The following is a 25,422-nucleotide window of genomic DNA, read 5'->3' on the forward strand; positions in this document are numbered from 1 at the left end:
AAGAGAGACCGCAAGTGCCTCTCTTTTTTATTCTCCGCGTCGCCCTCAGGGTGAATGCGGGCGACGGATTTGCTGCAATTAGTTGCTAACGTAGGAAATTTTAACCGGTGCGTTGTATGCGCCTGGCAGTACGTTTGCGGTATCCATCACTGCCATACCGGCGGTGAAGGTGTAGCTCAGCGCGCCGTCTTCATCAGCCACAACCGGGATGCTGGTGTCGTTGGTGACCTGAGTGGTGTTGTCAGACTGCTTCAGCATAAAGCCCGCGGTCTGGGCAACGTCGCTCAGGAACAGGTTGTTGTCGGAACCCACAACACCGCTGACCTGCAGTGCCCCTTCTTCGTCGGCGTTACAGTTTTTCAGGGTCACAACCAGTGGCTCTTCGCCCACCTGTTGTTTCGCGGCGGTAAATTCAGTCTTGGCGAAAGAACCCACGTTCAGCGTTGCTGCACCGTTATTTGCCGTGACTTCACACGTGGTGGAAACAATATTCCCCTGCAGAGTCACATCAGCCTGAGTGGCAGCCTGAACGTGACCCACAAAACCCAAAACCAGAGCGACGGGCGCAAGGGCGATCATTTTATTCATTACTCAATCCTTCATTAAAATAGCGTTTGTTACGGTTAAAAAGAGTTATCTCAGCCTGCCGTGGCTGATGGAAAGATAATATAGTGTGACAGAATGGTTAACTATGAGAGGGAGATTATTTTAATGAAGGTCGTCGACTACAGGTGTAGGACGCTATTTGTTTCTGAATAATAGATTAGCTAATTCAAAAACTAACACGGCGTGATTTAAAAATAAAGCCATCATATTGGATAGTGCTGGCCAGTTAAACACCTGAGGTTGTTCCGTTCACCTTATGTTCAGCAGAATATAATGGCGTCTTAACCTGTGAACGTGACAAGGGGGCTGCGGGTACCCACACCGGTGCCACATGCAGACAGCTGTATAGCTGGAGGGAGCGGGAGTCCGGCTGAAAATCGCCGAAGCGTTTCCTGGAGGCCGGGTCGAGGCGCAGGGATGCGCCGAGAGGGTGCGACCTGCATGGATGCAGGATCGCGCCCGACCCGATAGCCGCAAGGAATAAGCTGAGGGCACCGCGAAGCGGCGATTTTCTTTGCCGGGAGCCGGGGTTGCCAGGGTGGTGGCGATTGAGCCACCCTGGCACGTTCACCGCAGAGAGATGGACCGGAAGCAGAGGAACGAAAGTGAACGGAACAATTCCACTCATGCCATAAAGGTCCTGGGACAACCATTAATCACATCCGATGCTTTATTTAATGGCGAACAGAACGTGAATAAGCATCAATCGCCGCATTGAGAGCGCTAATCTGCTGCTCCAGCTGCATAACCCCTTTTCCCAACGCCGGCGGATGAAGCCCGGCCGCCAGCTGATTCTCCAGCGTTTCGGCCAGCTCATATAACGGCGTCGCGCCCAGAAGCTGCATCGTGCCGTTGATGCGGTGCAAATGGTGTTGCAGCACATCCCACTCTTCCTGCGCCAGCGCCTGAACGGCCGCCGCGACGTCTTTGTCGTTTTCAATCCGCGCCTGTTCAAGCATCTGGCACATCAGTTTCTTATCGCCAAGGCTGTGCGCTTCCAGCCCTGGCATGTCGATGAACGCGTCAAGCGGCGGCCCGTCCTCAGCCATATTCACCCCGCTCAGCGCTGCCTTGAGCTGCTGCAGTTCGATGGGTTTGAACAGACACAAATTCATACCCACCGCCAGGCAGCGCTCTTTTTCTTCCGTCTGCGCGTTGGCGGTCAGCCCCCAGATCACCATATTCTGATTCAGCTCGCGCACCCGCTGGGTCAGGGTGATGCCGTCCATATTGGGCATGTTCAGATCGGTAATCAGCAGGTCGTACTCCTGATTTCTGATCAGATTCAGCGCCTGAAGGCCGTCTTCCGCCTCGTCGACGTGATAGCCGAGAATATCCAGCTGACGGCGCAGCAGCAGGCGGTTGGTCGGGTTATCTTCGGCAATCACAATTCGAAGCGCGGCGGGGAGCGTCGCTTCCTGTTCAGCGATCAGCGGCACATCCGGCGCATGATCAGAGGTTTGTGTCACCAGCGTTACCATCATGGTGGTGCCCATGCCCGGCTGGCTGGTGATGCTGATCTGCCCCGCCATGCGCTCCACCATTTCCCGGCAAATCACCAGACCCAGGCCCGAGCCGATCTGCCGTTTGCCCGACTCCGTCTGGCTGAAGGGCTTAAACAGCTGCTGCTGTTCGACGTGGCTGATCCCCGCCCCCGTATCCCGCACGCTTAGCGTGAGATACACCCTCTCCTCGCCCATCGCCTGGGTGTGGGCCATCACGTCCACGCCGCCCTCGGCGGTAAATTTGATGGCGTTGCTCAGGAGATTCGACAGCACCTGTTTGACCGCCTGCGGGTCAAGCCACAGCGTTTTCCCGTCTTCAAGACGGCAATCGACCGTGAGGCGCAGATTTTTCTGCCGCGCCAGCCCTTCAAAATTGGCGACCGTGGCGTTAATCACCGACTCCAGATCGACCCATTCCGGCGTCAGGGTGAAATTGCCGGACTCAATTTTCTCCATATCCAGCACATCGCCAATCAGCGCGATCAGGGTTTGCGCCGTGCTGTAGGCCAGCTGAATCGCCTCTTTGGTCTCTTCCGCGCTCTGTTTGCGGGTGGTCAACAGCTCAAGGAAGCCCATGATCGCGCTGACCGGGGTGCGGATCTCATGGCTCATGCTCGCCAGGAACTGGCTTTTGGCCTGATTCGCATCGATGGCTTTGTCTTTCTCCACCTGCAGCGCTTTCATCAGCTGTCGGGACTCGGTGATGTCCTGCCAGCCGCAAATCAGGATCGCAGGCCGGTTTTCCGGCATCAGGCAGAGCGTCAGCCAGTGGAGGATCTGCCGATTTTCGCCGCCATTATTGAGGGTCAGAGAATGGGTGATCACATGGCCGGGAGTCAGGCCCTGCTGAATCTCCGGCTGTACGGTGTAGAAAACATCCGCCAGCGGGCTGCGTCGGTCAAACAGGGAATAACTCATCGCTTCGCGCCGCTCAGCAATGAAGAATTCGCTGAACGCGCTGTTGTAACTTTCGAGCTCCCCTTCGAGGGTAATCACGTAGACCGGCACAGGAATGGAGTTCGATAAGGTCTGGCTGAACGTCAGCTGATAATTCAGCGCGGCCTGCGCGGCCTTGCCCCGCCCAATCGCCCGCAGGAGATACACGCCCCACAGCAGGCTGGTGATCACCAGCAAAATCGCCAGACCGATCACCAGATAAAAAGGCCGGTTATACAGATTCCAGGTGCCGATTTTCACCTCTGGCGCTTTGATCCATTTCCCGGCCAGATTAAGGATCTCTTTGGGCGGAATGTCGTCCAGCGCCTTGTTCAAAATACTCTGCAGTTCAGAGGCGTCGCGCGGGATCGCAAACGCAATCTGCGCGGACGGTTCGTCCGGAATACGGGTGTATTTCATGGTGCCGGGGTAGTAGTGATCGATGATAAAGCGCGACGCGAGCTGGGTGGAGACCACGGCATCCACGTCACCGAGCATCAGCTTGCTGAGCGCGGTACTGGTATTCTCGGCAATCACCCACTCCACGCCCGGATATTTGTGTTTCAGTTTGTCCGTCAGCGGATGGTAAGCCGGTATCGCCACTTTGGAGCCCGGTGCGAGCAGTTCGTTTGGCCCCGACGACGCCCGGGTTACCAGCACAAAAGGCGTGGCGATAAACGGATGGGTGAACAACATCTCCTCTTCGCGCTCAGCGCTGAACGTCGCCGTCGGCAGCACGTCCCAGCCACCTTTGCGCATGATGTTGACCATATCCGTATTCGAATTGGCGATCACCGGCTGGAACACCAGCCCCGTTTGCAGCTGGATCAGATTCAGGATGTCGCCCAGCAGGCCGCGTATCTCCTGGTGATCGTCGACCATGCTCATCGGGGCGTAGTAAGGGTTAATCAGTACGCGCAGCACCGGGTGTTTGGCAATCCAGCGCTCTTCCCGTGGCGTGAGTTTCATCGCCTTATTGAGAAACGAGATATTGCCGGTATCGACCCAGGACTGAGCGATCTGTTTATGGGTTTGTTCTGTTAGAGAGCTGATAAAGGTATCGAGAATGCCGAGCAGCTGTTTCTGATCGGCCGGGACGATGAAATGATTTCCCGTCTGGGGTTCACGCCAGAACTTCACCATTTCCAGGGACTGATAAAAATCGCGTACCAGAATAAAACTGGAGGTCAGGTTATTCCCAAAGAAATAGTCGTTTTCGTGATTCGCCACCGAGGCCAGCGCCAGATAATTATCCGCATAGGAGGTAATGTGCGCCTTCGGAAAAACCATTTTAATAAACTGCTCGGACGGGTAGCCCTGCTTAATGGCCACCGACACTTCGTCCTTATCGTTCGAAAGCGGCTTCATCACATCTGCCTGACGCGTGACTAGCGTAGGGTAAGCCCGGATCAGCGGGAGTGAAGCGGAGAAACCCGCATCCAGGTCGCTCTCCCCGGCGGGCGACGTCAGAATAATATCCGCCTCCCCGGCCCTGAGCGCCGTTAAAGCCTGATCCAGATCGGCGTAATGCTTAATCACCACCTGGATTTGCAGGGAGTTTTCCATCAGCAGCAGGTAGTCCGCGTTCATTCCCCGGTAGCGCCCGGTCGTCGAATTCATACTCAGCGGCGGCGTTTCCTGCCCGTACACCGCAATGGTCAGGGAGCGTTTTGCCGCCAGCCACAGCAGATCGTAATGGCCCAAGGGCAGCGCGGGGGTAAACACCTGATTATCGCTGGCAAGCTGAAGCGTCGCCGGTTCAGGGCTGGCTGAACGCGCCGGAACACTCAGGATAAACAGCAAAAAAAGCCCCGCGATGGCGCGCATGATCATGGTGTTAGCCAATCGCGTTACGCTGCGCAAAGGAGAAAAGTTCCATCAGCGATTTGCAGTTCAGCTTCTCCATTAAACGGCTTTTATAGGTGCTCACGGTTTTATTGCTGATACACATTTCCGCCGCGATTTTCATATTGTCATCGCCATTGAGAATATAGCGCATCACTTTAATTTCCTGGCTCGACAGCGACTGCAACATTTCCTGTTCCGAGGAAAGACTGCCCATGAACGACTGCAGTGATAACGGGAAATAACTGTAACCATTTTGCGCCGCGTGGACCGCCGCAATAATATTGGTCATGCCCTCTTTCTTACTGATAAAGGCATTCGCTCCCGCGTCGGCGCTACGTTTGCCATAAAAGAGATCGTTCTTGGCAGAGACCACAATAATAATCCGGCTGAACGCCTGCTTGCGCAGTTTCTCCACCACTTCAATACCGCTCATCACCGGAATATCCACGTCGACAATGACCAGATCCGGGCTGTGCTCGCCGACAAGCTGTAACGCCTGTGCGCCGTCTCCGGCTTCTGCCACGACGGTGATACCTTCATTTTCGAGCAGATTTCTAATCGCCATACGAGCCAGCGGATGGTCATCAACGACGATAGCATGTAACTTATTGGTTTTACCCATCTTAGCTCCTTATTAGCTTCATTTTTCTGGTTCCTGACTCACCGGTTTTAGCCCACAAGACAACGCACATCACCGCCCCTGATGGCGTAATTATAACGTGCCGCAGGAGGATGAATGTTTTTCACAAACCCATTATTATTTAGTGATTCGAATGGACGTCGAGTCGAAGAAGTCTACCGTTTCGGTAAGACGATTTCTATTAGCATTAAAATAAAGTGTATCACGGCATGCAGAAAAACATCGCGCTTGCGAAAAGTCGTTAAGGAAGGGTTTAAAATAAATTCCTGTCAATTTTTTACCCATTGTTTTACAAAGAATTAATTCATCAGGGATTTCACGTGTAGGATATCCCCTGCAAAAGTTTCCGATGTGTCTCCTGTATTTCATCCACACGGATGATTAACCTGACTGAATATTATTATCACATTCTGTTCAGCAGGACTGGATACACTCTCGCATGGACAAATTACACGGAGCCAGCGTTAGTTTTGGCAAAACACACCCGCAGCGAAAAAGTAAAAAACGAATGATATGCGCTCTGCTCATTATCATTTTTTATTTTATTTGCAGCTTCGGGCCAGATATTAGTTTTCGCACGATGCCAGACACCAGCGATGCCTATATTACCGGTAATCCTGTCTTTATTTTCTCAGAAACAGGGGGTCGCGTGGCGGCCATCGCACCAGTCAACAGCGACAGAGTTCGTAAAGGCGATATTCTGCTGCAGCTGGAAAATGCCCACGAAGAGCGTCAGTTTAAAAAAGCCGAACAAAGCCTGCTGGAGACGGAAAAAGAGACCCAGGAGCGCTACATCGCCGACAGCCAGAATAATGCCCAGATTCTCCATGCCCAGATGACCTACCAGCAGGCGCTGATTGAGTATAACCGCCGGTTACAGTCGATAGGTCCGGCGGCCATTTCGCAGGAGGATCTCCGACAGGCGCTTAAAAACGTTAACAGCAGCAAAGCGGCGCTGGATATCGCCATTCAACAGTACCGCCGGAATTTGCTCTGGCTTCGCGAGGCGGATATCTCGCAGCAAAAGCTGATAGTGCAGGCCAGAGAGGCCCTGCAAAAAGCCGCTGAGGCGCTGGATCGCACGCGGGTGCGAAGCCCCGTGAGCGGGTATGTCGCGCACCGGAATGTGCACACGGGTTTACACGTCAGCCCCGGGCAAACGCTGATGACCATCGTCCCCGCCGACCAGATGTGGATTAATGCCAACTTTACCGCCGCAGAGATCGCTGACGTCCGCGTCGGCCAGAAAGCGGTGATTCTGACGGAGATGTATGGCAACAAAGTGGTGTTCGACGGTCAGGTAGAGGGATGGGATCAGGATGCCGATGCCGCGCTGTCCGCCCTCAGCAGCGCAGAAAAATGGATCAGTGAGGTGCAAAAAATTCCCGTGCGGATCTCCATCAATCCGATGCAGATGAGCCAGTATCCGCTAAGGATTGGGGTTTCTTCGAGGGTGAAACTGCTCGACCGTCGCACCCGCAGCGCGCACTTTTCGCTGGTGAGAAAAGGAATCAACATCCTGCGGGCATACCGGAAGTATTTGCTGGAAGATTAATGGACTCTGACTGAGTACTCGCGGTGTTTTATTAACTTATCTATACTCCACCTCACCTTTTCTCAATGCCTGAGGCCCCCTGTGCTCGCCACTATTCTCGTCGCGGTTGTTGCCGCCATCCATCTCTATATTCTGGTTCTGGAAATGTTTTTATGGAATACCCCAACCGGTCGCAAGGCGTTTAACCTGAGCGAAGATTTTGCCCGTGAAACCCGCGTTCTGGCCGCCAATCAGGGCCTGTACAACGGCTTTCTGGCGGCAGGTTTGCTGTGGGGATTATGGCTCGGCGAAAGCGGCGTTCCGGTCACCTTGTTCTTCCTGACCTGCGTACTGATTGCGGGTGTTTTTGGCGCGGTAACGGCCAGCCGGAAGATCCTCTATGTTCAGGCGCTTCCGGCGCTGGTTGCTTTAATTGCTTTGCTGGTGCGTTGAGGGGAAGGGTTGATGTGGGCGTTGGCGAAGGTACAAGGTTTCACCGATAACCGATGCGGATTCGCATCCAGCGTTTTCTGTGCATATCCGTTTTGTGCAGGAGGGGACGTTTACATATTCTGCCTGCATTTTTGCATCTAATGTTTATTTACGGATTAATCCATAATTAAAGAAAATGCAAATCCAACCGGCTGTACCTATAACCTATTGTTAATTGTGACAAATCGATGTAGTGTACTACACATTAAATTTACAAAGGCGGAAATAACCGTGTTTAAATACGGTTATGTCCACCGAATAAGCGTTATGCCTATTCAAAATGATAATAGAGAACGTGTGAATGGATGCGAGATACGAAGAAAAGACTTTCGAAAGTTACTTCAACAATGAGCTTGATAGAAAAACATCTATCTATTTCCCCCTTGGCCAGGTGCAAGAAGGCGTTTTAGGCTTGGACTCCGTTGCTCATTCTAGAGGATGGTTTCTGTGGAGAAAGCTGGGATATCCATTCTGGATCTCTCCGCAATTTTCAGGCGTTGACCTAACGGAAATCGCTCATGAAATGGAGCATTATCTTGGCCGAGAGGTTAAGAACATACCGACCATGAAAGTTAACTTGCTATTTCAGTATAAGCGTCCGCAATACATAACGATGTCAACTGGTTCTGAATGGCACTTATGGAATCAGAAGTATTTCCGCTATGACCTGTACACTCAGCAACATACCTTGCTCTCCCATATAGAAACTAAATTTGGTAACGATGCCGTAGTCCTTTACGCTGCCCCTTCTGTCGTAGATGTTGGCGAGTTGGTCAAGATAAAAAGGGCTGGCTCAATCATTGATCACACTAACTTTAGACGCGCCAGAGAATTGGATGGGCACCACAGAAACACCTACATAAAGGCAGGCACATACTCGCAGGCATGTAGTGAACCAGAAATGATTGAAAATTTTAATCTAATTGAAATGATTGAAGCAATGGAACCACGCCAATCAGAAGATAACGTTAATCTAATCATTAACTTTTCAAGGCAGATTAATTCAGCCATGAAGGATGTCGAAGGGATTGGTTATCTGAAAACCGCATTTGAGAATCGAATGAATGAATTTAGATATCTCGGGCTTCAACAGTTCGAACTGTTCTACTCAATGCTTACTATGGCAATATTCAGAGAGGTTACCGGCAGCCAATGGTTGATACCATTTGACGGACGAAAAAATGCATAACAAAACCAAGCTGCATCGCGCACTTCGTGCGCTGGACCTCGCTACGCTCGGCCGCTGTTGGCAGCATTGATGTCCGCTTCTCGCTAATAAGGGACAACCATACTCAAATCTCCCACATTGCAGGAGATTTGAGTATGAACACGTCACCGTGGAACAAAGACCGTATCATCGGCCAAAAAGGACCACTTCAGATATCTCATATCTGAAGGATCCGGATCCGGCTTGAACTGGAAGGTAAACGCGTGATTTAACTCTGTTCAATATGGCCCTGGACAGTAAGCTAACCGTCAGTCTCCAGAATAATGTTTAATTGCTTTTCGTGTATCCATTCCCCTACCCTAAATTTAAATCATTCTCGTTAATCAAAGTGTATGTAAATTTATTCCCAAAAATTTCACGAGATTTAAAGCACAGACTCATAAACTCATTAAAATCATCAATATTTAAAAAAACTTGACATCCAGCTGAATATTTTTTATTCAAAGTAGTGCTTTCTCCATCAACCGGGCCTTTATGGATATTTATTTTAAAATAACCTACCTCTTCCGTTCCTGGAATAAGATTCATATATTCGTCATAATTATTATCCCTATAAACAACTACTGGACCAAGATTTTGACATAAGGCTTCATATTTGCCATGATGAAAATTTATTTCATATGCCTCTTTGTATTGACCTTCTTTCAAAATCGCCGTTCCTTTTGTATAAACATCCGAAAGTGGTTTTTCTAAATAATATGGACTGGGATCTGTTGTTATGTTGTAAAAATAACAACCCCAATCATTTCCTTGCCTAAAAAAGACAAGTAATAAATCATCAAAATTCTTTGAACTATTTCCAGCTGATCTTATACCTACTATATTCAAATTCCATTCCATTTCTGGCGTATCAAAAACTGAATATCCATTATTCACCATTGTATTTATTACTGCATCTAGCTTTGGTATATTCATAAGTTCTCCTACCCTCAGGTTTTGTTATCAATAAATATGATATATCATATTTATAACCGATTAAAAAATTCAAAGCGTCCTCATCACCCCGCAGACATAAGGGTGATAGCTACTATCTAGAAAACGCTTAATAGCTATCCACTGGATCCAGCAGTGCTGATAAGGATAAATACTCGAACGAATTGCTTCAGGCATAGCATAATTAAATGCAATTTGTAATATACACTCCTTTGCTAATAGTTGATGTTTTACAATCATTTTTCTTAGGGTTGACCAATGCATCAATTCTTTCGTCGGTATCAGTATCATCTTTTTTAATTTTCTCGCCTAACACTGTAAACGCTCTTCCAGGATCACCAGCTAAAGCATATTCATCTAATTCTTTCCTCGCCAAGTCGAATGTGTATACATTTACTTTTTGTTTTTTGTTTTCCATGATTTTTAAAAAAATTCGCTTACGTTCGGAATTCATTACAGATATCAGAACATTAGCCGATTCTTGATGAAAGACATTTTCGTCTATAGCGCCCCTGTAACCAATTATAGTTGTAGTTACAGCGGCTAAAATGGTTTTGGTTGTGACTGGTGTAAATAATGTAGCCGCAAGGCCGGTTGAAAGTGATAAAAGCTCGGATCCTGTGTAAATGGAGGTTTGCATATTGGTGAGATTTGAAATGCTTTGATAATATTTTATATCATTAAGTATGAGCTGAGATGTAATGTATTTATCTCTGTCAGTCTCATTTTTAGGTGGACTTAACATTGCAAAATCTATATTTCTTGATAATTGCTCTGTTATTCTCTCTAATGCCTTGTCATCATTGTATGGATACCCCATGCCCCCTATATACATTTTAGAACAACCAAGTAACATCAGGCAAAGCATGATAAGTATTATTTTCATAGCCAATCACCATAATGTAATTCTCATTACCCGGGGTATTTCTAGTCTCATAGATATAATGAGAGTAGCTTGTTGTTTTTATTATGCAAATCCGATTTTTAAAATTTTTTTGTAGAAAGCTAACTGACTACATAGAGATGATCAACATTTCTCGTCAGCACTTGCAGAACAAGTGACCTGCTCCACATTGATTAAGACACCTCAATGTTGGCCATGTTGTTATTGGAGTTGCGAACGTCCGTTTCTCGCTCATAGCGGCCCCTCCACCCTGCCTACCCATCCAAAAGCTGCAATCTCCAAGCCCCAACCCTATACTCAGGAACTTCTTATAAAGATTCCACTATGAGGTTTTCGTCATGACGGATTTTCATCAACTCGCTGCCACCAGCCTGCAAGGTCAGCCCATCCCTATGGCCGACTATGCGGGTAAGCTGGTTCTGGTGGTCAATACTGCCAGCCAGTGTGGCTTCACGCCGCAATATGCAGGCCTGGAAATGCTCTACAAGAAGTACGCCGACCAGGGGCTGGTGATTCTTGGGTTCCCCTGCAACCAGTTCGGTAAGCAGGAACCTGGTAGCGCCGACGACATCGCTCAGACCTGCCACATCAACTACGGTTTGACTTTCCCGATGTTCGAGAAAGTGGACGTTAACGGCGCCGCCGCGCACCCGGTTTTCCGTTATCTCAAAGAAGCCTTGCCAGGCGTTCTGGGTGGGCGGATCAAGTGGAACTTCACGAAATTTCTGATCGGACGCGACGGCAAACCGCTCAAGCGTTTCGCACCGATCACCACTCCGGAGAAAATGGAAACCGCGATCCTGGCAGCACTTGAAAGTAAGGAGCGCGGAAAAACATAAATGCCCTTTCGGGCATTTATGTTTTACTTACGACGATTCTGATATGGCGGGTTAACATGCCGCGTTAAGCACACATATTAATGGGCAAACAGCGCAATCAGAATAATGATGGGAATGGGGACGCCTAAAAAGAACAGTAATAATGAGCGCATTTTAAACCTCTCGCATAATTAGAAATTATAAATCACGTTGACGGCCACCGAAGGTCGCACACAGGCTGGCTACGAAGGCACCCGCCAGCAGAGAAATGAATGTCCAGAGCATGAGATAGCTCGTGGTTTTACGTGCGGCATCAGCAGCCTGCTGCGCTTTTTCCTTCGCTTCTTTTAACTTAGCCTGGGCTTTGTCATAGGTGCTCTGTACCCGCTGTTCAGCCTCTTGCTGGCTGATACCCGTATTTTGAGCAATCAGTCGGGCGACATACTGACGATCGTCCTGAGGTAAGGCGCCAGTGGTAATGCTGTTGGCAAAGATACCCGTCACTTCACCTAACTGTGCAGGCGAAACGGGTTGATGTGATGGCGCGACAGGAGCCGCAGTTGGCGAAGCGGGATCGGCTGCGCCGTTTGCCGGTGTGGCAGGATTATTCGCCCTGAACAGCGAGTTAACGAAATAGTTCATTGACGAACCGGGTCCTGCGGATGGTCCGTTCGCCATACTCGCTGCGCCAGCCGCCGTGGTCGCCGCGGCCCCTCCGGCAACGGTACCCACGATTTTAGCGCCCCCTCCCACAATGGCCCCGACCGTGCTCGTTAACAGCGCAGCAGAGACCAGCGCCGCCACCGCCCAGGCCAAAAAACCATGTGCCGTATCGCGGAAGTACACTTCGTCGGTGTGGGTATCGACCCATTTCGTGCGTAGTCGTCCGGCCAAATAGCCACCCATACCCGACGCCACAATTTGCGTGAATGTCAGCCAGGCGATGGCCGCGATACCCACCGTACCAGCGTCGAGTCCGCGACTTTCCCATGGCGAAACGGACGTGAGCCCCAAACCGGCGCCCAGCATCAGTAAAATCAAAGAGAGGGATGCCGCTGCTGCCGCACCGGCAAAGATGGCACCCCAGGATACGGCGCTGCTGCTCGCGGCAGGCAGAGGCAGACGCGTATCGGGATACGACGTGTTAACTGTGGACTGTTCGTGAATGTGAGTCATAGCTGTTGTCCTTGAATTAATCTTTGCGTTCGGAACCAGGAACTGATTGATGAAACAGGAAACATTACCACCTTCAACATTGAGGCTCTTCGTGAGCCAAGTGATGCAATTGATAAACAGAAAGGCTGAAAAACATAAAGAAACGAAATCGAAAAAATCACAGTGGAAATTTATTCCACGCACTAAGGATAGTAGATAATTTCGCGCCAAATGGATTTTAAACTTTAAACATCCGTTACCATTTGAGATGGCGGATTTTATAGTGGGTCTAAAAATGACCAGACGGCGTGAAATCCCTCCCGGTTCACTGCTCCATAAACCTTAGAATTACTGCGTGTTTATTTGCGCTGAGTTAACAGTTGGCTTGTTTTTTGAACAGATGTACTGCCGTTGGGTGAAGATCAAATAACGGCATCGTCTTTGCCTGCTCAATTTTAAAAAAAAGAAATTTCCTAACCTGTTGATTTAAATGTATTAAAATGTTGGCAAAATGATTCCGTTAACAATAGCCCCGGCGGATATGTAAATAGCACAGTAACTAAATTATAATTCTTTAACATCCGGTTGATATTCGAGGTCAAAAATGCGGTTAATTGTCATGCTGTTAAGCTTTGCGCTCTCAACACAGGCCTGGGCGGGTGAACTTTCCAGACCTGCCGGTAAAATCCTTTTAACGCTGTCTGGTCATATCGAAAATACCAATGAAGATGGCAAAGCCGTTTTTGATCTCGCAAGCCTTGAGAAACTGGGTATGGTCAGCTTCCAGACCACTTCCCCCTGGTATGATGGCCGCACGACCTTCACGGGTATTCCACTGCAAAAACTCATGGATTATGTCGGGGCGAAAGGATCTGTTGTTAAGGTCACTGCGCTCAATGACTACACCACGGAAATCCCGCTCAGTGATTTTAAAAAATACAACGTTATCCTGGCGTTAAAAGTCAACGGAGAATATATGCGCATCCGTGATAAAGGCCCGTTGTTTGTGGTTTACCCCTACGACAGCATACCTGAGCTGAATAATCAGATTTATTATTCCAGGTCAGCGTGGCAGGTCAGCAGAATGAATATTGAGTAAGGGGTCAGAAGACCAACATGAACAGAATTCTGGCTGGCATCATCTGTTTCCTTTTTATATCTACAGGGTATATCTCTTTCCTTGTGCATGAAAGGCAACAGGAGTTACAGAAACTGACGCACTACGCCGCGTCGTGGTCTGCTGCACAGCTGGTTTCACAATATTACCGGTTCGAATCCCTGCTGGGTCTTTACGCTATCGATGAGACGATGACGCTCGATGATGTGCGCATGCGTCTCGATATTATGCTCAGCCAGAGTGATTTAATGAAACAAGGCGATCTGAGCAATTACATTGAAAGCAGTAAAGCCCACCATGAACTGGCGGTCCAGCTTGAAAAGACGCTGGATTATCTGGATGTTCACCTTGAGAAAATGAATCGTTCCGAGCTGCAGGCCTACCTGCTAACCATGCACACTCTGGATCCACAGCTGGCTCGTCTCTCTTCCGGCGCTTTAGACAAAGATATCAACACCATTAATGACGCCAACCTCAAGATTAAAACCCTGTACTATATTTACTCAGCGACCTCGGTATTGCTGATAATAATGAGTGCGATACTGGGCGTGCTGATTTACTTCCAGAACAGAAATATTCTGAAGGCGCATCTTCAGGTGAAAAGCCTTGCTGATGCACTACAGGAGTCGAAAGAAAAACTACAAGTCCAGAATGCAAAACTGGAGTATGACGTTTACCATGACTCTCTGACGGAGATGAATAACCGCCATTATTTCTGGGAGAATTTAAATGAAACCATCGAGCGCGCAGTTAAAAACAATAACTCCGTCAGCGTGATGTTGTTTGATTTAGATCGGTTCAAAGAGGTCAATGATACCTACGGTCATGATGTCGGTGATATGTTATTACGCCAGATATCACAGCGTCTGACTTCGATGGGCCTGACTTCCGATACACTTTATCGGTTAGGCGGGGATGAGTTTGCGTTTCTCTCGAGTGGCCTGACGGAGAGCAGTGCCGTTTCACGAGCCCAAAAAATATGCGATGCGATCAACCAGCCCTACACGATTTATAATACGATTATCAATATTACCACCTGTGTCGGCATTGTTATTTCAGACACTGAACGCCGCTCCGACTATCTCTATAAATTTGCCGATCTGGCCCTTTATGAAGCCAAAAAAGAAGGCGCGGGAAAAATAAAAGTCTTCCGCCAATGGATGTTAGATAAACTGCAAGAAAGCCGAACCCTTGAGCATGATATGGCTCTGGCGATAGTGAATAAAGAATTCGTGGTTTATTATCAGCCTATTGTTGATTCTTTCAGCCAGGAAATTTACAGCTATGAAGCCCTTATTCGCTGGAAACATCCTCTGAAGGGCCTCCTGTCGCCGGACAGCTTTATCCCTGTGGCGGAAAAAACAGGAATGATTAACGAGATCGGGAAATCGGTGCTTGAAATGGCCTGCCGTGAAGCCGCTTCCTGGGCGGTTCCGGCTAAAATTTCAGTCAATGTTTCCCCTGTCCAGCTGGGCAGCAAAGCCTTCGCCGGAATCGTGCTCTCTATTCTGAACGAAACGGGACTCCCCGCTGAGCGTCTTGAACTGGAAGTGACTGAATCTTCTCTCTTTACTGAGAGCAATACGCCGATGAATACGCTTAACAGGCTGCGGGCGCTGGGGGTGAAAATTTCTATCGATAATTTTGGGACCGGTTATTCTTCTCTGTCGCGCCTCAGCAGGCTTGCCTTCGATAAAATCAAAATAGACAAGTCCTTTGTGTATTCATTATCGACACAGCAAGACGCCCTTAATATCATCAGGCTCATTACCGGTATGGCGAAATCCCTCAATATGAAGGCCGTTGCAGAAGGTGTTGAAACGCAGGAGCAGCTGGAAAGCCTTAAAGCGCTGGGCTGCGATTTCGTGCAAGGCTATCTGTTTGGTAAACCTCAGCCTTATGTAGATGAGAAAATCAGAAACGGCTCAACGGAAAATATTCCTCGTGCCCGCTCTGTATAGGTTTAGACTTGTGGCGAATCAGTCTCAGAAAGGTGCTGTATGTCATCACTCATCGCCTGTAGCTCATTGAACAGTCTCGCCAGATGGAAACCATCGCACACGGAATGATGGACCTGAACGGCGAGAGGCAATAATACTTTTCCATCCTGCGTGTAGTATTTTCCAAGCGTGAACATGGGGGCAAAAAAGTTCTGCATGTTAGCCACGTTGATATTAAAGCTGGTAAAACTGACCCAGGGAATACCCGATACGAAAAACACATTTTCCCGTGACTCTTCTTTAGGCCAATAAGCCAGGTTATTACCGTAGCGCGCAGTGTCTTCTGCATAAACATTCTGGAAGTGATGAATATTACCATCGTAGTGACTCCATAATGACGAAAAAGTCTCCGTTTCATGATGGAAAATGGTATAGCTGGGATGGACTTCATTCCATATGACCAGCTCATTGTTCTTCATGGTCATACGGAATTCTGTGTGATTATTGACGACCTTAGAGATAAGGAAAATAATGGTGGGGTAAAACTTCCAGCCTTTTTCCTTAGAATATTTTAGCAGCATGGTAATATCGATCATCACGGTCTGGTTAATGGTACTTTGCGCAAACGACTGAAACACCTCAAAATGCTCTTTCCTTGCCCAACGCGATAAGTCAACAGGGGTATATTCCGGGGTTGTTTTTTTCATTTTTTAACCTTTGATGATATATCAGGTGTTAGTGTTTTATGAATTAAGACAATGGGCAGCGGTCCAAATCACTTTTAAAGCGAACGCATTGACTTCCATAATTATACAGCAGTATCAGGCATAATTTTTCTCCACCATTCAGGTTTCATATCCTGAAATGAGTGAGAGTGTGGCGAAAACAGAGCGCATTCATTGTGGTCAAAAATACCGCTGAGCAAAGCAACCACCGGATTGTCATCGATAGCGCCGATGGAGCTGCCACATCTGGCGCAAAATGCTCTGGATGTAGCCGCAGATGAGCGGTAGAGAGAAGGCGCGCCCCCTTCCCCCGTCCATTCAACATCTGACGAGTGGAATTCAAGCCATACTGCGGTCTGACAGCCAGAATGCTTCTGGCACATATCGCAGGAGCAGGAATGAGAGGAAGCCGGGTTAATCGCTGTGAATCGGATAAACCCGCATAAACATCCACCTGACAATTTCATATCCATATCAGCCGATACCCTATCAACGCTCAGAGAATGATAAAGATAGCATCGTCAGCTTATCGCTCATAGCGGACCCTATGACCTTGCTTTCTGTCCGCACTGTGCCAGAAGCAGTCATTTTCGCGCAAGCACAAAACTCGAGTGTCCTGTGAAACGAATCTGTCGTCACTGCAATCGAGTACAAGCAGTAAGGGGACCGGGGTCTCAATTTGATGTTCGATCACGAATGCCGCAGATTGCTTCAAAATAATTACCGTATTTGTTATATTGTTGTTTATTGCTTATTCACCTCTGCGGTGCCAAAAAGAACAAGATTCACCGCAACCCAGGACAGAAAAATGCTAGATTACCGCTTCCCGACAGCTTTGCAGATGGTTCTCAGCGTAGCGATGGCGGAGCAATTGGGCGAACGTTCGACGAGTGCTATTCTGGCCTACGGGCTGGAAGCAAATCCGAGCTTCATCCGCAAATTGATGGTTCCGCTCACGCGTGACGGCATTATCGTCTCAACGCTTGGCCGTAACGGCTCCATTCATCTTGGTCGCCCGCCGGAAGAGATCACCCTGCGTGACATCTACCTGTCGGTTATCGAAGATAAAAAGCTATGGGCGTCGCGCCCTGATGTTCCGGCCCGCTGCGTGGTCAGCGCTAACGCCTGCTGGTACTTTAAATCGATTTCTGAAGAAGCTGAGCAGGCGTCGTTAGCGGTATTAGCCCGCCATACCGTGGCAAGCGCCCTGGATGCGGTGAAAAACGCCGATACTAGCGGATGTGATCCGCTCCCCGAGCTTTTAGCCCAGTATCAAAAAACGTCTTAGCGCTTTCCCTGTTGCGAACAAAAATCGCCTTCACTCTGAAGTAATACCAGTCAGTTAAGCAACATAATGAATTTAAATTCATTATGTTGCTTGCCCTAAGACCTTTATGGCATCAGTGGAATTGTTCCGTTCACTTTCGTTCCTCTGCTTCCGGTCTATCTCTCTGCGGTGAACGTGCCAGGGTGGCTCAATCGCCACCACCCTGGCAACCCCGGCTCCCGGCAAAGAAAATCGCCGCTCCGCGGTGCCTTCGTCTTATTCCTTCCGGCTGACGGGGACGGGCGCAGGTAACATCCCTGTAAGTCGCGCCCTCGACGCACATCCCTGTGCGTCGCCCCTACCTCCAGTCAACGCCTCAGCGATTTTCAGCCGGACTCACGATCCCTCCACCTTCACGACAGCCCGAAAGTGGCACCGGTGTTGGGTCCCCGCAGAAATCGGCGAACCGGAGGCCGGATGACAAGGGCTGGACGCCATGGATGGCGGCCAGAGGCGAAACGAGACAGGAAGTCGAGTCGAGCCGACCGCAGGCAGCTGGCCGGGAGGTGAGCGCAGTGCGAAGCACCGATTTCATGGCGGGGCGCGGGGATTGACAAGGGGGCCGCGCAGCCCCCTTGTCACGTTCACAGGTTAAGACGCCATTATATTCTGCTGAACATAAGGTGAACGGAATAACCTCAGATGCTTAATGGACCAGCAACTCTTCCCTTTCCACTTTGCCGCGCGTCACGAATTTACGCAGCGTCACGTAGAACACCGGTGTCAGGAACAGACCAAACAGCGTCACGCCCAGCATCCCGGAGAAGACGGTGATCCCGGTCACGCCGCGCACTTCTGCACCTGCACCGTGACCCAGGATCAGCGGTATCGTCCCGGCAATAAAGGCGATGGAGGTCATCACGATCGGGCGTAAACGCAGGCGGCAGGCCTCCAGCGCGGCTTCCATAATACCCTTGCCCTGCATTTCCAGCTCGCGGGCAAACTCCACGATAAGAATCGCGTTTTTACAGGCAAGCCCCATCAGTACCACCAGCCCCACCTGCACGAACACGTTGTTATCGCCCCCGGTCAGCCAGACGCCAAACAGCGCGGACAGCATCGTCATCGGAACGATCAGGATCACCGCCAACGGCAGCGTCCAGCTTTCATACAGCGCCGCCAGCACCAGGAACGCCAGCAGCACAGCGACCGGGAAGACGATCAGCGCCGTGTTACCCTGCGTGGCCTGCTGGAAGCTCAGGTCTGTCCATTCAATGTTCATCCCGTTTGGCAGGATCTGATTCGACATGCCTTCGAGCTGCGTCATAGCCTGTGTGGACGAAAGCACGCGAGGGTCGGCATCGCCAATGAGATCCGCCGCAGGATAACCATTGTAACGAATCACCGGATCCGGCCCGTAGGTGGTCGTGATGTTCACCATACTGCCGATCGGCACCATTTCGCCCTGCTTATTACGGGTGCGTAAATTAGCGATATCTTCCACGCTGTCGCGGAACTGCCCATCGGCCTGCGCCATCACGCGCCAGGTACGCCCAAACTGGTTGAAGTCGTTCACGTACGACGAGCCCAGATAGGTTTGCAGCGTCCCGAAAAGATCGGTCAGCAACACGCCCTGCGCTTTCGCCTTATCACGATCGACCTGCACATCCAGCTGCGGCACGTTAGCCTGGTAGGTCGAGATCGGGAAATGCATCCCCGGCGTTTGCATAATCGCACCCGACATCGAGTTCACCGCGTTTTGCAGCGCGCCATACCCAAGACCCGCACGATCCTGAATGTACAGCGAATAGCCCGACCCCTGACCCAGCCCTAAAATGGGTGGCGGCAGGATGGAGAAACCGAAGCCCTCCTGAATTTGCGCGATTTTTGCGTTGATCTCAGCGTTAATTTCCGCCGCAGAGTGTTTACGCTGATCGAAGGGTTTCAGGCCAAAGAAGACCGTTCCGGTATTCGGCGTATTGGTGAACTGCAGCGCATTCAGCCCTGGAAACGCCACCGCATAGTCCACGCCTTCGGTATTCATCCCGATTTCGCTCATTTTGCGGATCACCGCATCGGTGCGCGCCAGTGACGAACCTTCCGGCATTTTGACGCCGCCAATCAGGTACAGCTTGTCCTGCGTCGGAATAAAGCCGCCGGGTACCGCTTTAAATATCACACCCGCCGCACAGAGCAGCAGCAAATAAACCGCAAATACCGCGCCGCGTCGTCCGAGCGTTTTGCCGACCAGCCCCTGATAGCCGTGCGAGCTGCGCTGGAAAAAGCGGTTAAACGGACGGAAAATCCAGCCGAACAGACGGTCAATCAACCGGGTCGGAAAATCTTTCGCTGCGCCGTGTGGCTTTAACAGCAGGGCTGCCAGCGCCGGAGAGAGCGTCAGCGAGTTGATGGCGGAAATCACCGTCGAAATCGCGATCGTCACCGCAAACTGTTTGTAGAACTGCCCGGTGACGCCCGAAAGAAATGCCATCGGCACAAACACCGCGCATAGCACCAGCGCAATCGCAATAATCGGCCCCGAAACCTCACGCATCGCCTGATGCGCCGCCGCAAGGGGAGTCAGGCCCTCTTCGATATTTCGCTCGACGTTTTCCACCACCACGATGGCGTCGTCCACCACGATACCGATAGCCAGTACCAGCCCGAACAGGCTCAGGGTGTTAAGTGAAAAGCCCAGCAGGTAGAGAATGCTGAACGTCCCCACGACAGAAACCGGCACCGCGATCAACGGAATGATCGACGCGCGCCAGGTTTGCAGGAACAGAATCACGACCAGAACCACCAGCACCACCGCTTCCAGCAGCGTTTGAACCACCGCACGAATGGAATCGCGTACAAAAACGGTCGGATCGTAAGGTGCCGCCCACTTCATATCTGCCGGGAAACGCGTGGAAAGTTCGTCCATTTTTGCGCGCACCGCGTTAGACAAATCAATGGCGTTTGCCCCCGGAGACTGGAAGATACCAATCCCGACCGCGTCTTTGTTGTTCAACTGAGAACGCAGGGCGTAGCTGCCGGAGCCCATTTCGATACGCGCCACATCGCGCAGGCGGACAACCGTACCGTCCTGCGTCGTTTTCAGGACAATGTTGCCAAACTCTTCTTCAGTATGCAGACGCCCCTGGGCGTTAATGGAGATTAGGAAATCGCTCTCTTTCGGCAGCGGTTCGGCACCCAGCTGCCCGGCGGAAACCTGCACGTTCTGCTCCTGCATCGCCGTGACCACATCCGAAGCGGTCAACCCGCGTGCCGCCACTTTGTTGGGGTCCAGCCAGATGCGCATGGCGTATTCGCCCGAGCCGAATATCTGAATCTGGCCGACGCCGGGCAGACGCGCCAGCTCGTCCTTCACTTTCAGCGTGGCGTAGTTACGCATATACAGGGAGTCGTATTTACCGTTGGGCGAAAACAGATGCACCACCAGCGTGAGCGTTGGCGACTGTTTCTGGGTTGTGATGCCTAAACGTCGCACGTCTTCCGGCAGACGCGCCTCGGCCTGTGCGACCCGGTTTTGCACCTGAACCTGCGCCTGATCGGGGTCAGTCCCCGGACGGAAAGTGACGGTGGTCACTAGTACGCCGTCCGAGCCCGCGACGGATTTCATGTACATCATGTTTTCAACGCCGTTGATCGCTTCTTCCAGCGGCGTCGCCACGGTCTCGGCAATCACTTTCGGGTTGGCGCCCGGGTACTCCGCGCGGACCTGAACGCTTGGCGGCACAACGTCAGGATATTCGCTCACCGGCAACAGCGGGATGGCGATCAGCCCTGTGATAAAAATCAGAATCGACAGTACGGCAGCAAAAATTGGCCTGTCGATGAAAAAACGGGAAAAGTCCATGGGTCGGATTCTCAGGTAAGGGATCAGTTAAGGGCGGTGCTGGCGGTCATGGCAACGGTCTTCGCGTTAACCGGCATCCCCGGCATGAACACTTTTTGTAAACCCTCGACGATGACTTTATCGCCAGGGTTCAGCCCCTGCTGCACGATGCGTAAACCGTCTGCCAGACGCCCCTGCGTAATGTCGCGACGCTGTGCTTTTCCCTCTTTATCCACGATATACACATACTTACGATCCTGATCGGTCAGCACCGCTTTATCGTCAATCAATGTGGCTTTAAATTCAGCACTGCCCGGCAGGCGCACACGGGCAAAGAGCCCAGGCGTGAACTGACGCTGCGCGTTATCCAGCAGCGCACGCATACGGATGGTGCCCGTACTCGGCGTTAACTGATTATCCAGAAAATCCACTTTGCCCTGATGGGGATAACCTTCCTCGCCCGTCAGGCCAATTTCCACCGGAAGCGCCGTGTGATGACTGGACGCGCCCTGCCCGCTGCGGGCGAGGTTTTGATAGTGAAGGTAGGTCGACTCATCCACGTCAAAGTAGACGTAAACCGTTTTCTGCGAGACCAGCGTGGTGAGCACACTCGCGCTGTCACCCGCAGTAACCAGATTACCGCTGGTGATCAACGCCCGGCTGGCGCGACCCTCAATAGGCGCGGTGACTTTGGTGAAATCCAGGTTGAGTTGTGCGGCGTCCACCGTCGCCTGGGCAGCGCGAATGTCGGCCTGTGCCTGAGTGGCAGCCGAACGGCGCTGCTCCCATTCTTCACGGGAGACCACGTTGGTATTGACCAGTTTATTGGTACGGTTAGCCTCGCTTTGCGCCAGGCTGGCCTGCGTTTTGGCTCTCGCCAGCGCCGCCTGCGCCTGTTCCAGTGCCGCACGATAGGTTCTGTCATCAATGGTGAACAGCACCTCGCCCTTCTTCACCTCCTGGCCGTCGGTATAATTCACTTTATCAATGTAGCCCGAGACGCGCGGACGTAACTGAACACTTTCCACCGCTTCAATCCGGCCGTTAAAGCTATCCCACTGGCTAATGGATTTCACAACCACGTCAGCCGCGCTGACGGCAGGCGCAGGTGGCGCAGCATTTTGCGCGACACTGTTATCGCATCCGACGAGTAGCACGGCGAGCAACATGACCCCCACCGCGCTCAGATGAAAGTTACCCCAGGTTTTTTGCAGGCTCATTATTTTTATTCCGGTAATTTTAGCCGCCAGACAAGACGCCGCGGGAGACGCCGCGCCACTTCCTTTGTCCGGGTTGGCTTAAGGCCATTTGTGCCGTTCATCGCCACAAAACTGTAACAATAATGAATACATTATTTGCGGCGATTGTAGGAAGGCGCTTAACTAAGTGCAAGAATAATTGTTGCACTTTATGTGCTATTTGATTCAGAGAGAAAAGACCCGTTTCGCGCAAGGATTTAAATGCAACAATAAAACTTGCAATTCATATCAAAACGGGCCACCTTTAAATGCAACAGATAAAGATACTTTTAGACAGGCTTTGGGGGGTAACCAGATGAACACGGGCGCATTTATGCATGATTTACTCGACTGGATCGACAACAACCTGGATAGCCGTCTGGACATTGAGTCCGTCGCCAGGCGATCCGGCTACTCAAAATGGCACCTCCAGCGCCTGTTCAAAGAACATACGGGCTATCCCCTCGCCGGGTATATTCGCGCGCAAAAACTGCAAAAATCGGTTGAGCGCTTAACCCGCAGCGATGAACCGATTTTAAACGTGGCGATCGCCCTGGGCTTTGACTCTCAGCAGTCCTTCAACCGCAGCTTTAAGCGTCAGTATGGTCAGGCGCCCGGCGCATGGCGGCGGAGTTTAGGTGGCCCGGAAACGCAGCCGCTACGCCAGTAATCCCGGTCGTGCATCGCGCGTGGGATCATTCCCCGCCATCGACGGAAATGCCTGCTCGTATACTGGCAATAAAGTTGTCGCGAATGACATCCTCTTTGCTTGCGTCCCAGGCGATGCCGACCTTCCAGCTGATTGACTCCCCCGTTAACGGAATCATCACCAGTTCCGGCGGCGCGATATGCGTAACGCTGGTGGGCAGAATGGCAACACCGATCCCCGCAATCACCATCGCAACGATAGTCTGGATATCATCAGTCAGTTGAGTCGATGAGATGAAAAGACCGTTATCGTGCAGATAACGGTCGATCTGCCTATTCAAACCCTGCCCCCGCTCATCATGCAGGCGCAACAGGGGACGTTTCGTTAGCCACTCAGCCGCGGGCATTATCGGCGATGTTGCGGGCGCAACCAGAACCAGCCGATCGGTAACTAACGGCAGGTATTCAAGCGCCACAGGGGGCGGAACCCTGACAAAACCGACCTGAAGCTCATCATTTTGTAAAAGCTCGTACTGCTGGAAGGAGGGAAGATCCGTCAATGACATCTCGACTCCCGGATAGTCTCGGCGAAAATCAGCGATACACCGGGGTGCCAGATAAAAGCTAGAGAGACCGAAGCCTACGCTTATATGCCCCTCGACCCCTTTTGATACCCGCTCAGCGTGATGCATAAATAACTGGGTTTGCCTGACCACTTTCTCGGCCTCTGGCAGCAAACGTCTCCCGCCAGCCGTCAGGGCTGCGCCGTGTCGTCCTCGTGAAAATAGAGCAATATTCACCTGGGATTCGAGGAGATTAATCTGTTTGGTCAAGGCCGGTTGCGAGATAAACAGCGCCCGCGCCGCATCGGCATAGTTTCCTTTTTCAGCCAGTATCACAAAAGCCTTAAGCAACCGGATGTTCAATTTTGCATTCCAGATAGTTATTAAAATCAGAAATGATTTGATTATACAGTTATCGGAAAGCGTTATGTAATTCAGTCTCGATGACAACTGGAGATGCATCATGAACGAACATCCACCCCTCAAAGCGGCAACCGTACAGTTTCAGCATCAGGCGAATAACAAAAAATACAATCTGCTGATCATGGAGAAATTTATTGAACAGGCGGCGCTTGAGCAGGTGAAAATTCTCACCTTCCCTGAAATGTGTATCACCGGCTACTGGCATGTCCCCAAACTCAACGCAGCAGAGGTGTCCGCTCTGGCAGAGCCGATTGCTGAGAGCCCTTCCCTGTCGTTAATTCGCACTCTGGCGATGAAACATCACATGCTTATTGGCGCCGGTCTGATTGAAAGAGCCGACGATGGCCGCCTTTACAATGCGTATGTGGCCTGTATGCCGGACGGCTCCATGCATACGCATCGTAAGCTCCATGCTTTTGAACATCCGGCCATCAGCAGCGGGGACAGCTTTACCGTTTTTGATACACCCTGGGGCGTGAAAGTCGGCATCCTGATTTGCTGGGACAATAATCTGGTCGAAAATGTGCGTGCGACGGCGTTGCTGGGTGCCGATATTCTTCTCGCGCCGCATCAAACAGGGGGGACCGATTCCCGCAGTCCTCACGCGATGAAGCCTGTTCCGCTGTCGCTCTGGGAGGAGCGGGAAACGCGCAAGGAAGAAATTACGGCCGCCTTCAAAGGGCCAAGCGGACGGGAATGGCTCATGCGCTGGCTACCTGCCCGTGCACATGACAACGGCGTCTTTCTTCTCTTCAGCAACGGCGTCGGTGCGGATGATGACGAAGTGCGAACAGGTAATGCTATGATCCTCGATCCTTATGGCAGGATTGTGAATGAAACCTGGGCGGCTGAAAATGTGATGGTGAGCGCTGAACTGGATTTAAGCCTGCTTGCAATGAGCACCGGACGCCGCTGGATCCATGGTCGCCGTCCTGATTTATACCAGATACTGACACAGCCGCAGGGCTATGAGCGTGATGCGATCAGTGCACGATTTTCGAATGAGCTCCCTTCTCGCCAGAATGTCAGCACTTTTTAGCTGCAACATAAACCCGGAACTG

The 25,422-nt window shown here is 50.9% G+C and carries 20 protein-coding genes and 1 pseudogene; 10 read left to right on the plus strand and 11 right to left on the minus strand.

The genetic code is table 11. The features are described 5' to 3' along the window. Positions 1 to 78 precede the first annotated feature (78 nt). From U9O48_RS12815 to evgA, 3 genes are all read right to left on the minus strand, one after another. Positions 79 to 588: a fimbrial protein gene (locus U9O48_RS12815; protein WP_285144348.1), complete on the minus strand. Its 510-nt coding sequence runs from the start codon at positions 586 to 588 to the stop codon at positions 79 to 81. A gap of 692 nt (positions 589 to 1,280) precedes the next feature. Continuing rightward, positions 1,281 to 4,910: a response regulator gene (locus U9O48_RS12820; RefSeq protein WP_324722609.1), complete on the minus strand. Its 3,630-nt coding sequence runs from the start codon at positions 4,908 to 4,910 to the stop codon at positions 1,281 to 1,283. Beyond that, positions 4,885 to 5,517: an acid-sensing system DNA-binding response regulator EvgA gene (evgA, locus tag U9O48_RS12825; RefSeq protein WP_125915581.1), complete on the minus strand. Its 633-nt coding sequence runs from the start codon at positions 5,515 to 5,517 to the stop codon at positions 4,885 to 4,887. The genes U9O48_RS12820 and evgA overlap by 26 nt, the downstream gene beginning before the upstream one ends. Positions 5,518 to 6,184: 667 nt before the next feature. On the opposite strand from evgA, the gene U9O48_RS12830 reads away from it, so the two are divergent. From U9O48_RS12830 to U9O48_RS12845, 4 genes and pseudogenes are all read left to right on the plus strand, one after another. Further along, complete coding sequence (locus U9O48_RS12830; protein ID WP_324722610.1) at positions 6,185 to 7,090, plus strand: efflux RND transporter periplasmic adaptor subunit; 906 nt, start codon at positions 6,185 to 6,187, stop codon at positions 7,088 to 7,090. Positions 7,091 to 7,171: 81 nt separating this feature from the next. Then, complete coding sequence (locus U9O48_RS12835; RefSeq protein ID WP_285148977.1) at positions 7,172 to 7,522, plus strand: DUF1304 domain-containing protein; 351 nt, start codon at positions 7,172 to 7,174, stop codon at positions 7,520 to 7,522. Between the two features lie 340 nt (positions 7,523 to 7,862). Continuing rightward, positions 7,863 to 8,750, plus strand: coding sequence for a hypothetical protein (locus tag U9O48_RS12840; protein WP_285148978.1), 888 nt, complete (start codon positions 7,863 to 7,865; stop codon positions 8,748 to 8,750). A gap of 134 nt (positions 8,751 to 8,884) precedes the next feature. Then, a pseudogene (locus U9O48_RS12845) lies at positions 8,885 to 9,033 on the plus strand (integrase); the annotation flags it as partial. 50 nt (positions 9,034 to 9,083) lie between these two features. Here U9O48_RS12845 and U9O48_RS12850 read toward each other — a convergent pair. Together U9O48_RS12850 and U9O48_RS12855 are read right to left on the minus strand one after the other, a co-directional pair. After that, a complete protein-coding gene (locus U9O48_RS12850) occupies positions 9,084 to 9,704 on the minus strand; it encodes a hypothetical protein (protein ID WP_285148979.1) in 621 nt (206 codons plus the stop codon). A 202-nt stretch (positions 9,705 to 9,906) separates the two neighbouring features. Then, entirely contained in the window at positions 9,907 to 10,608 is a 702-nt protein-coding gene (locus tag U9O48_RS12855) for a hypothetical protein (protein WP_285148980.1), read from the minus strand. A 356-nt stretch (positions 10,609 to 10,964) separates the two neighbouring features. Between U9O48_RS12855 and U9O48_RS12860 the strand changes: the two genes are divergently transcribed. Continuing rightward, the gene (locus U9O48_RS12860) at positions 10,965 to 11,465 is read left to right on the plus strand and encodes a glutathione peroxidase (RefSeq protein ID WP_285148981.1); all 501 of its coding nucleotides are present in this window, start codon (positions 10,965 to 10,967) and stop codon (positions 11,463 to 11,465) included. A 177-nt stretch (positions 11,466 to 11,642) separates the two neighbouring features. Here the strand turns inward: U9O48_RS12860 and U9O48_RS12865 are convergent, their stop codons facing one another. Then, positions 11,643 to 12,620 carry a hypothetical protein gene (locus U9O48_RS12865; protein ID WP_285148982.1) on the minus strand — a complete coding sequence of 326 codons (978 nt, stop codon included), beginning with the start codon at positions 12,618 to 12,620 and terminating at the stop codon, positions 11,643 to 11,645. A gap of 583 nt (positions 12,621 to 13,203) precedes the next feature. Between U9O48_RS12865 and U9O48_RS12870 the strand changes: the two genes are divergently transcribed. Beyond that, on the plus strand, positions 13,204 to 13,698 hold the full coding sequence (locus U9O48_RS12870) for a molybdopterin-dependent oxidoreductase (protein WP_285144338.1): 495 nt from the start codon (positions 13,204 to 13,206) through the stop codon (positions 13,696 to 13,698). Positions 13,699 to 13,715: 17 nt separating this feature from the next. Beyond that, positions 13,716 to 15,677, plus strand: coding sequence for a putative bifunctional diguanylate cyclase/phosphodiesterase (locus tag U9O48_RS12875; protein ID WP_324722611.1), 1,962 nt, complete (start codon positions 13,716 to 13,718; stop codon positions 15,675 to 15,677). Positions 15,678 to 15,679: 2 nt separating this feature from the next. Here the strand turns inward: U9O48_RS12875 and catA are convergent, their stop codons facing one another. Together catA and U9O48_RS12885 are read right to left on the minus strand one after the other, a co-directional pair. Then, positions 15,680 to 16,363, minus strand: coding sequence for a type A chloramphenicol O-acetyltransferase (gene catA, locus U9O48_RS12880; protein WP_324722612.1), 684 nt, complete (start codon positions 16,361 to 16,363; stop codon positions 15,680 to 15,682). A gap of 101 nt (positions 16,364 to 16,464) precedes the next feature. Continuing rightward, the gene (locus tag U9O48_RS12885) at positions 16,465 to 16,854 is read right to left on the minus strand and encodes a GFA family protein (RefSeq protein ID WP_324722613.1); all 390 of its coding nucleotides are present in this window, start codon (positions 16,852 to 16,854) and stop codon (positions 16,465 to 16,467) included. 335 nt (positions 16,855 to 17,189) lie between these two features. On the opposite strand from U9O48_RS12885, the gene U9O48_RS12890 reads away from it, so the two are divergent. Then, positions 17,190 to 17,669: an RrF2 family transcriptional regulator gene (locus U9O48_RS12890; RefSeq protein ID WP_282494549.1), complete on the plus strand. Its 480-nt coding sequence runs from the start codon at positions 17,190 to 17,192 to the stop codon at positions 17,667 to 17,669. A gap of 685 nt (positions 17,670 to 18,354) precedes the next feature. On the opposite strand, the gene oqxB is transcribed toward U9O48_RS12890, so the two are convergent. Both oqxB and U9O48_RS12900 read right to left on the minus strand, forming a co-directional pair. Beyond that, positions 18,355 to 21,510 carry a multidrug efflux RND transporter permease subunit OqxB gene (gene oqxB / locus U9O48_RS12895; RefSeq protein ID WP_324722614.1) on the minus strand — a complete coding sequence of 1,052 codons (3,156 nt, stop codon included), beginning with the start codon at positions 21,508 to 21,510 and terminating at the stop codon, positions 18,355 to 18,357. Between the two features lie 23 nt (positions 21,511 to 21,533). Further along, positions 21,534 to 22,709 carry an efflux RND transporter periplasmic adaptor subunit gene (locus U9O48_RS12900; protein WP_282494551.1) on the minus strand — a complete coding sequence of 392 codons (1,176 nt, stop codon included), beginning with the start codon at positions 22,707 to 22,709 and terminating at the stop codon, positions 21,534 to 21,536. Between the two features lie 334 nt (positions 22,710 to 23,043). On the opposite strand from U9O48_RS12900, the gene U9O48_RS12905 reads away from it, so the two are divergent. Further along, a complete protein-coding gene (locus tag U9O48_RS12905) occupies positions 23,044 to 23,397 on the plus strand; it encodes a helix-turn-helix domain-containing protein (RefSeq protein WP_095281498.1) in 354 nt (117 codons plus the stop codon). Positions 23,398 to 23,422: 25 nt separating this feature from the next. On the opposite strand, the gene U9O48_RS12910 is transcribed toward U9O48_RS12905, so the two are convergent. Further along, on the minus strand, positions 23,423 to 24,301 hold the full coding sequence (locus U9O48_RS12910) for a LysR family transcriptional regulator (protein WP_324724400.1): 879 nt from the start codon (positions 24,299 to 24,301) through the stop codon (positions 23,423 to 23,425). A 100-nt stretch (positions 24,302 to 24,401) separates the two neighbouring features. Here U9O48_RS12910 and U9O48_RS12915 point away from each other — a divergent pair, with 100 nt between their 5' ends. After that, positions 24,402 to 25,400 carry a nitrilase family protein gene (locus tag U9O48_RS12915; RefSeq protein ID WP_324722615.1) on the plus strand — a complete coding sequence of 333 codons (999 nt, stop codon included), beginning with the start codon at positions 24,402 to 24,404 and terminating at the stop codon, positions 25,398 to 25,400. Positions 25,401 to 25,422: the final 22 nt, after the last annotated feature.

It is taken from the genome of Lelliottia sp. JS-SCA-14 (assembly GCF_035593345.1).
GTDB classification, from domain to species: Bacteria; Pseudomonadota; Gammaproteobacteria; order Enterobacterales; family Enterobacteriaceae; genus Enterobacter; species Enterobacter wanjuensis.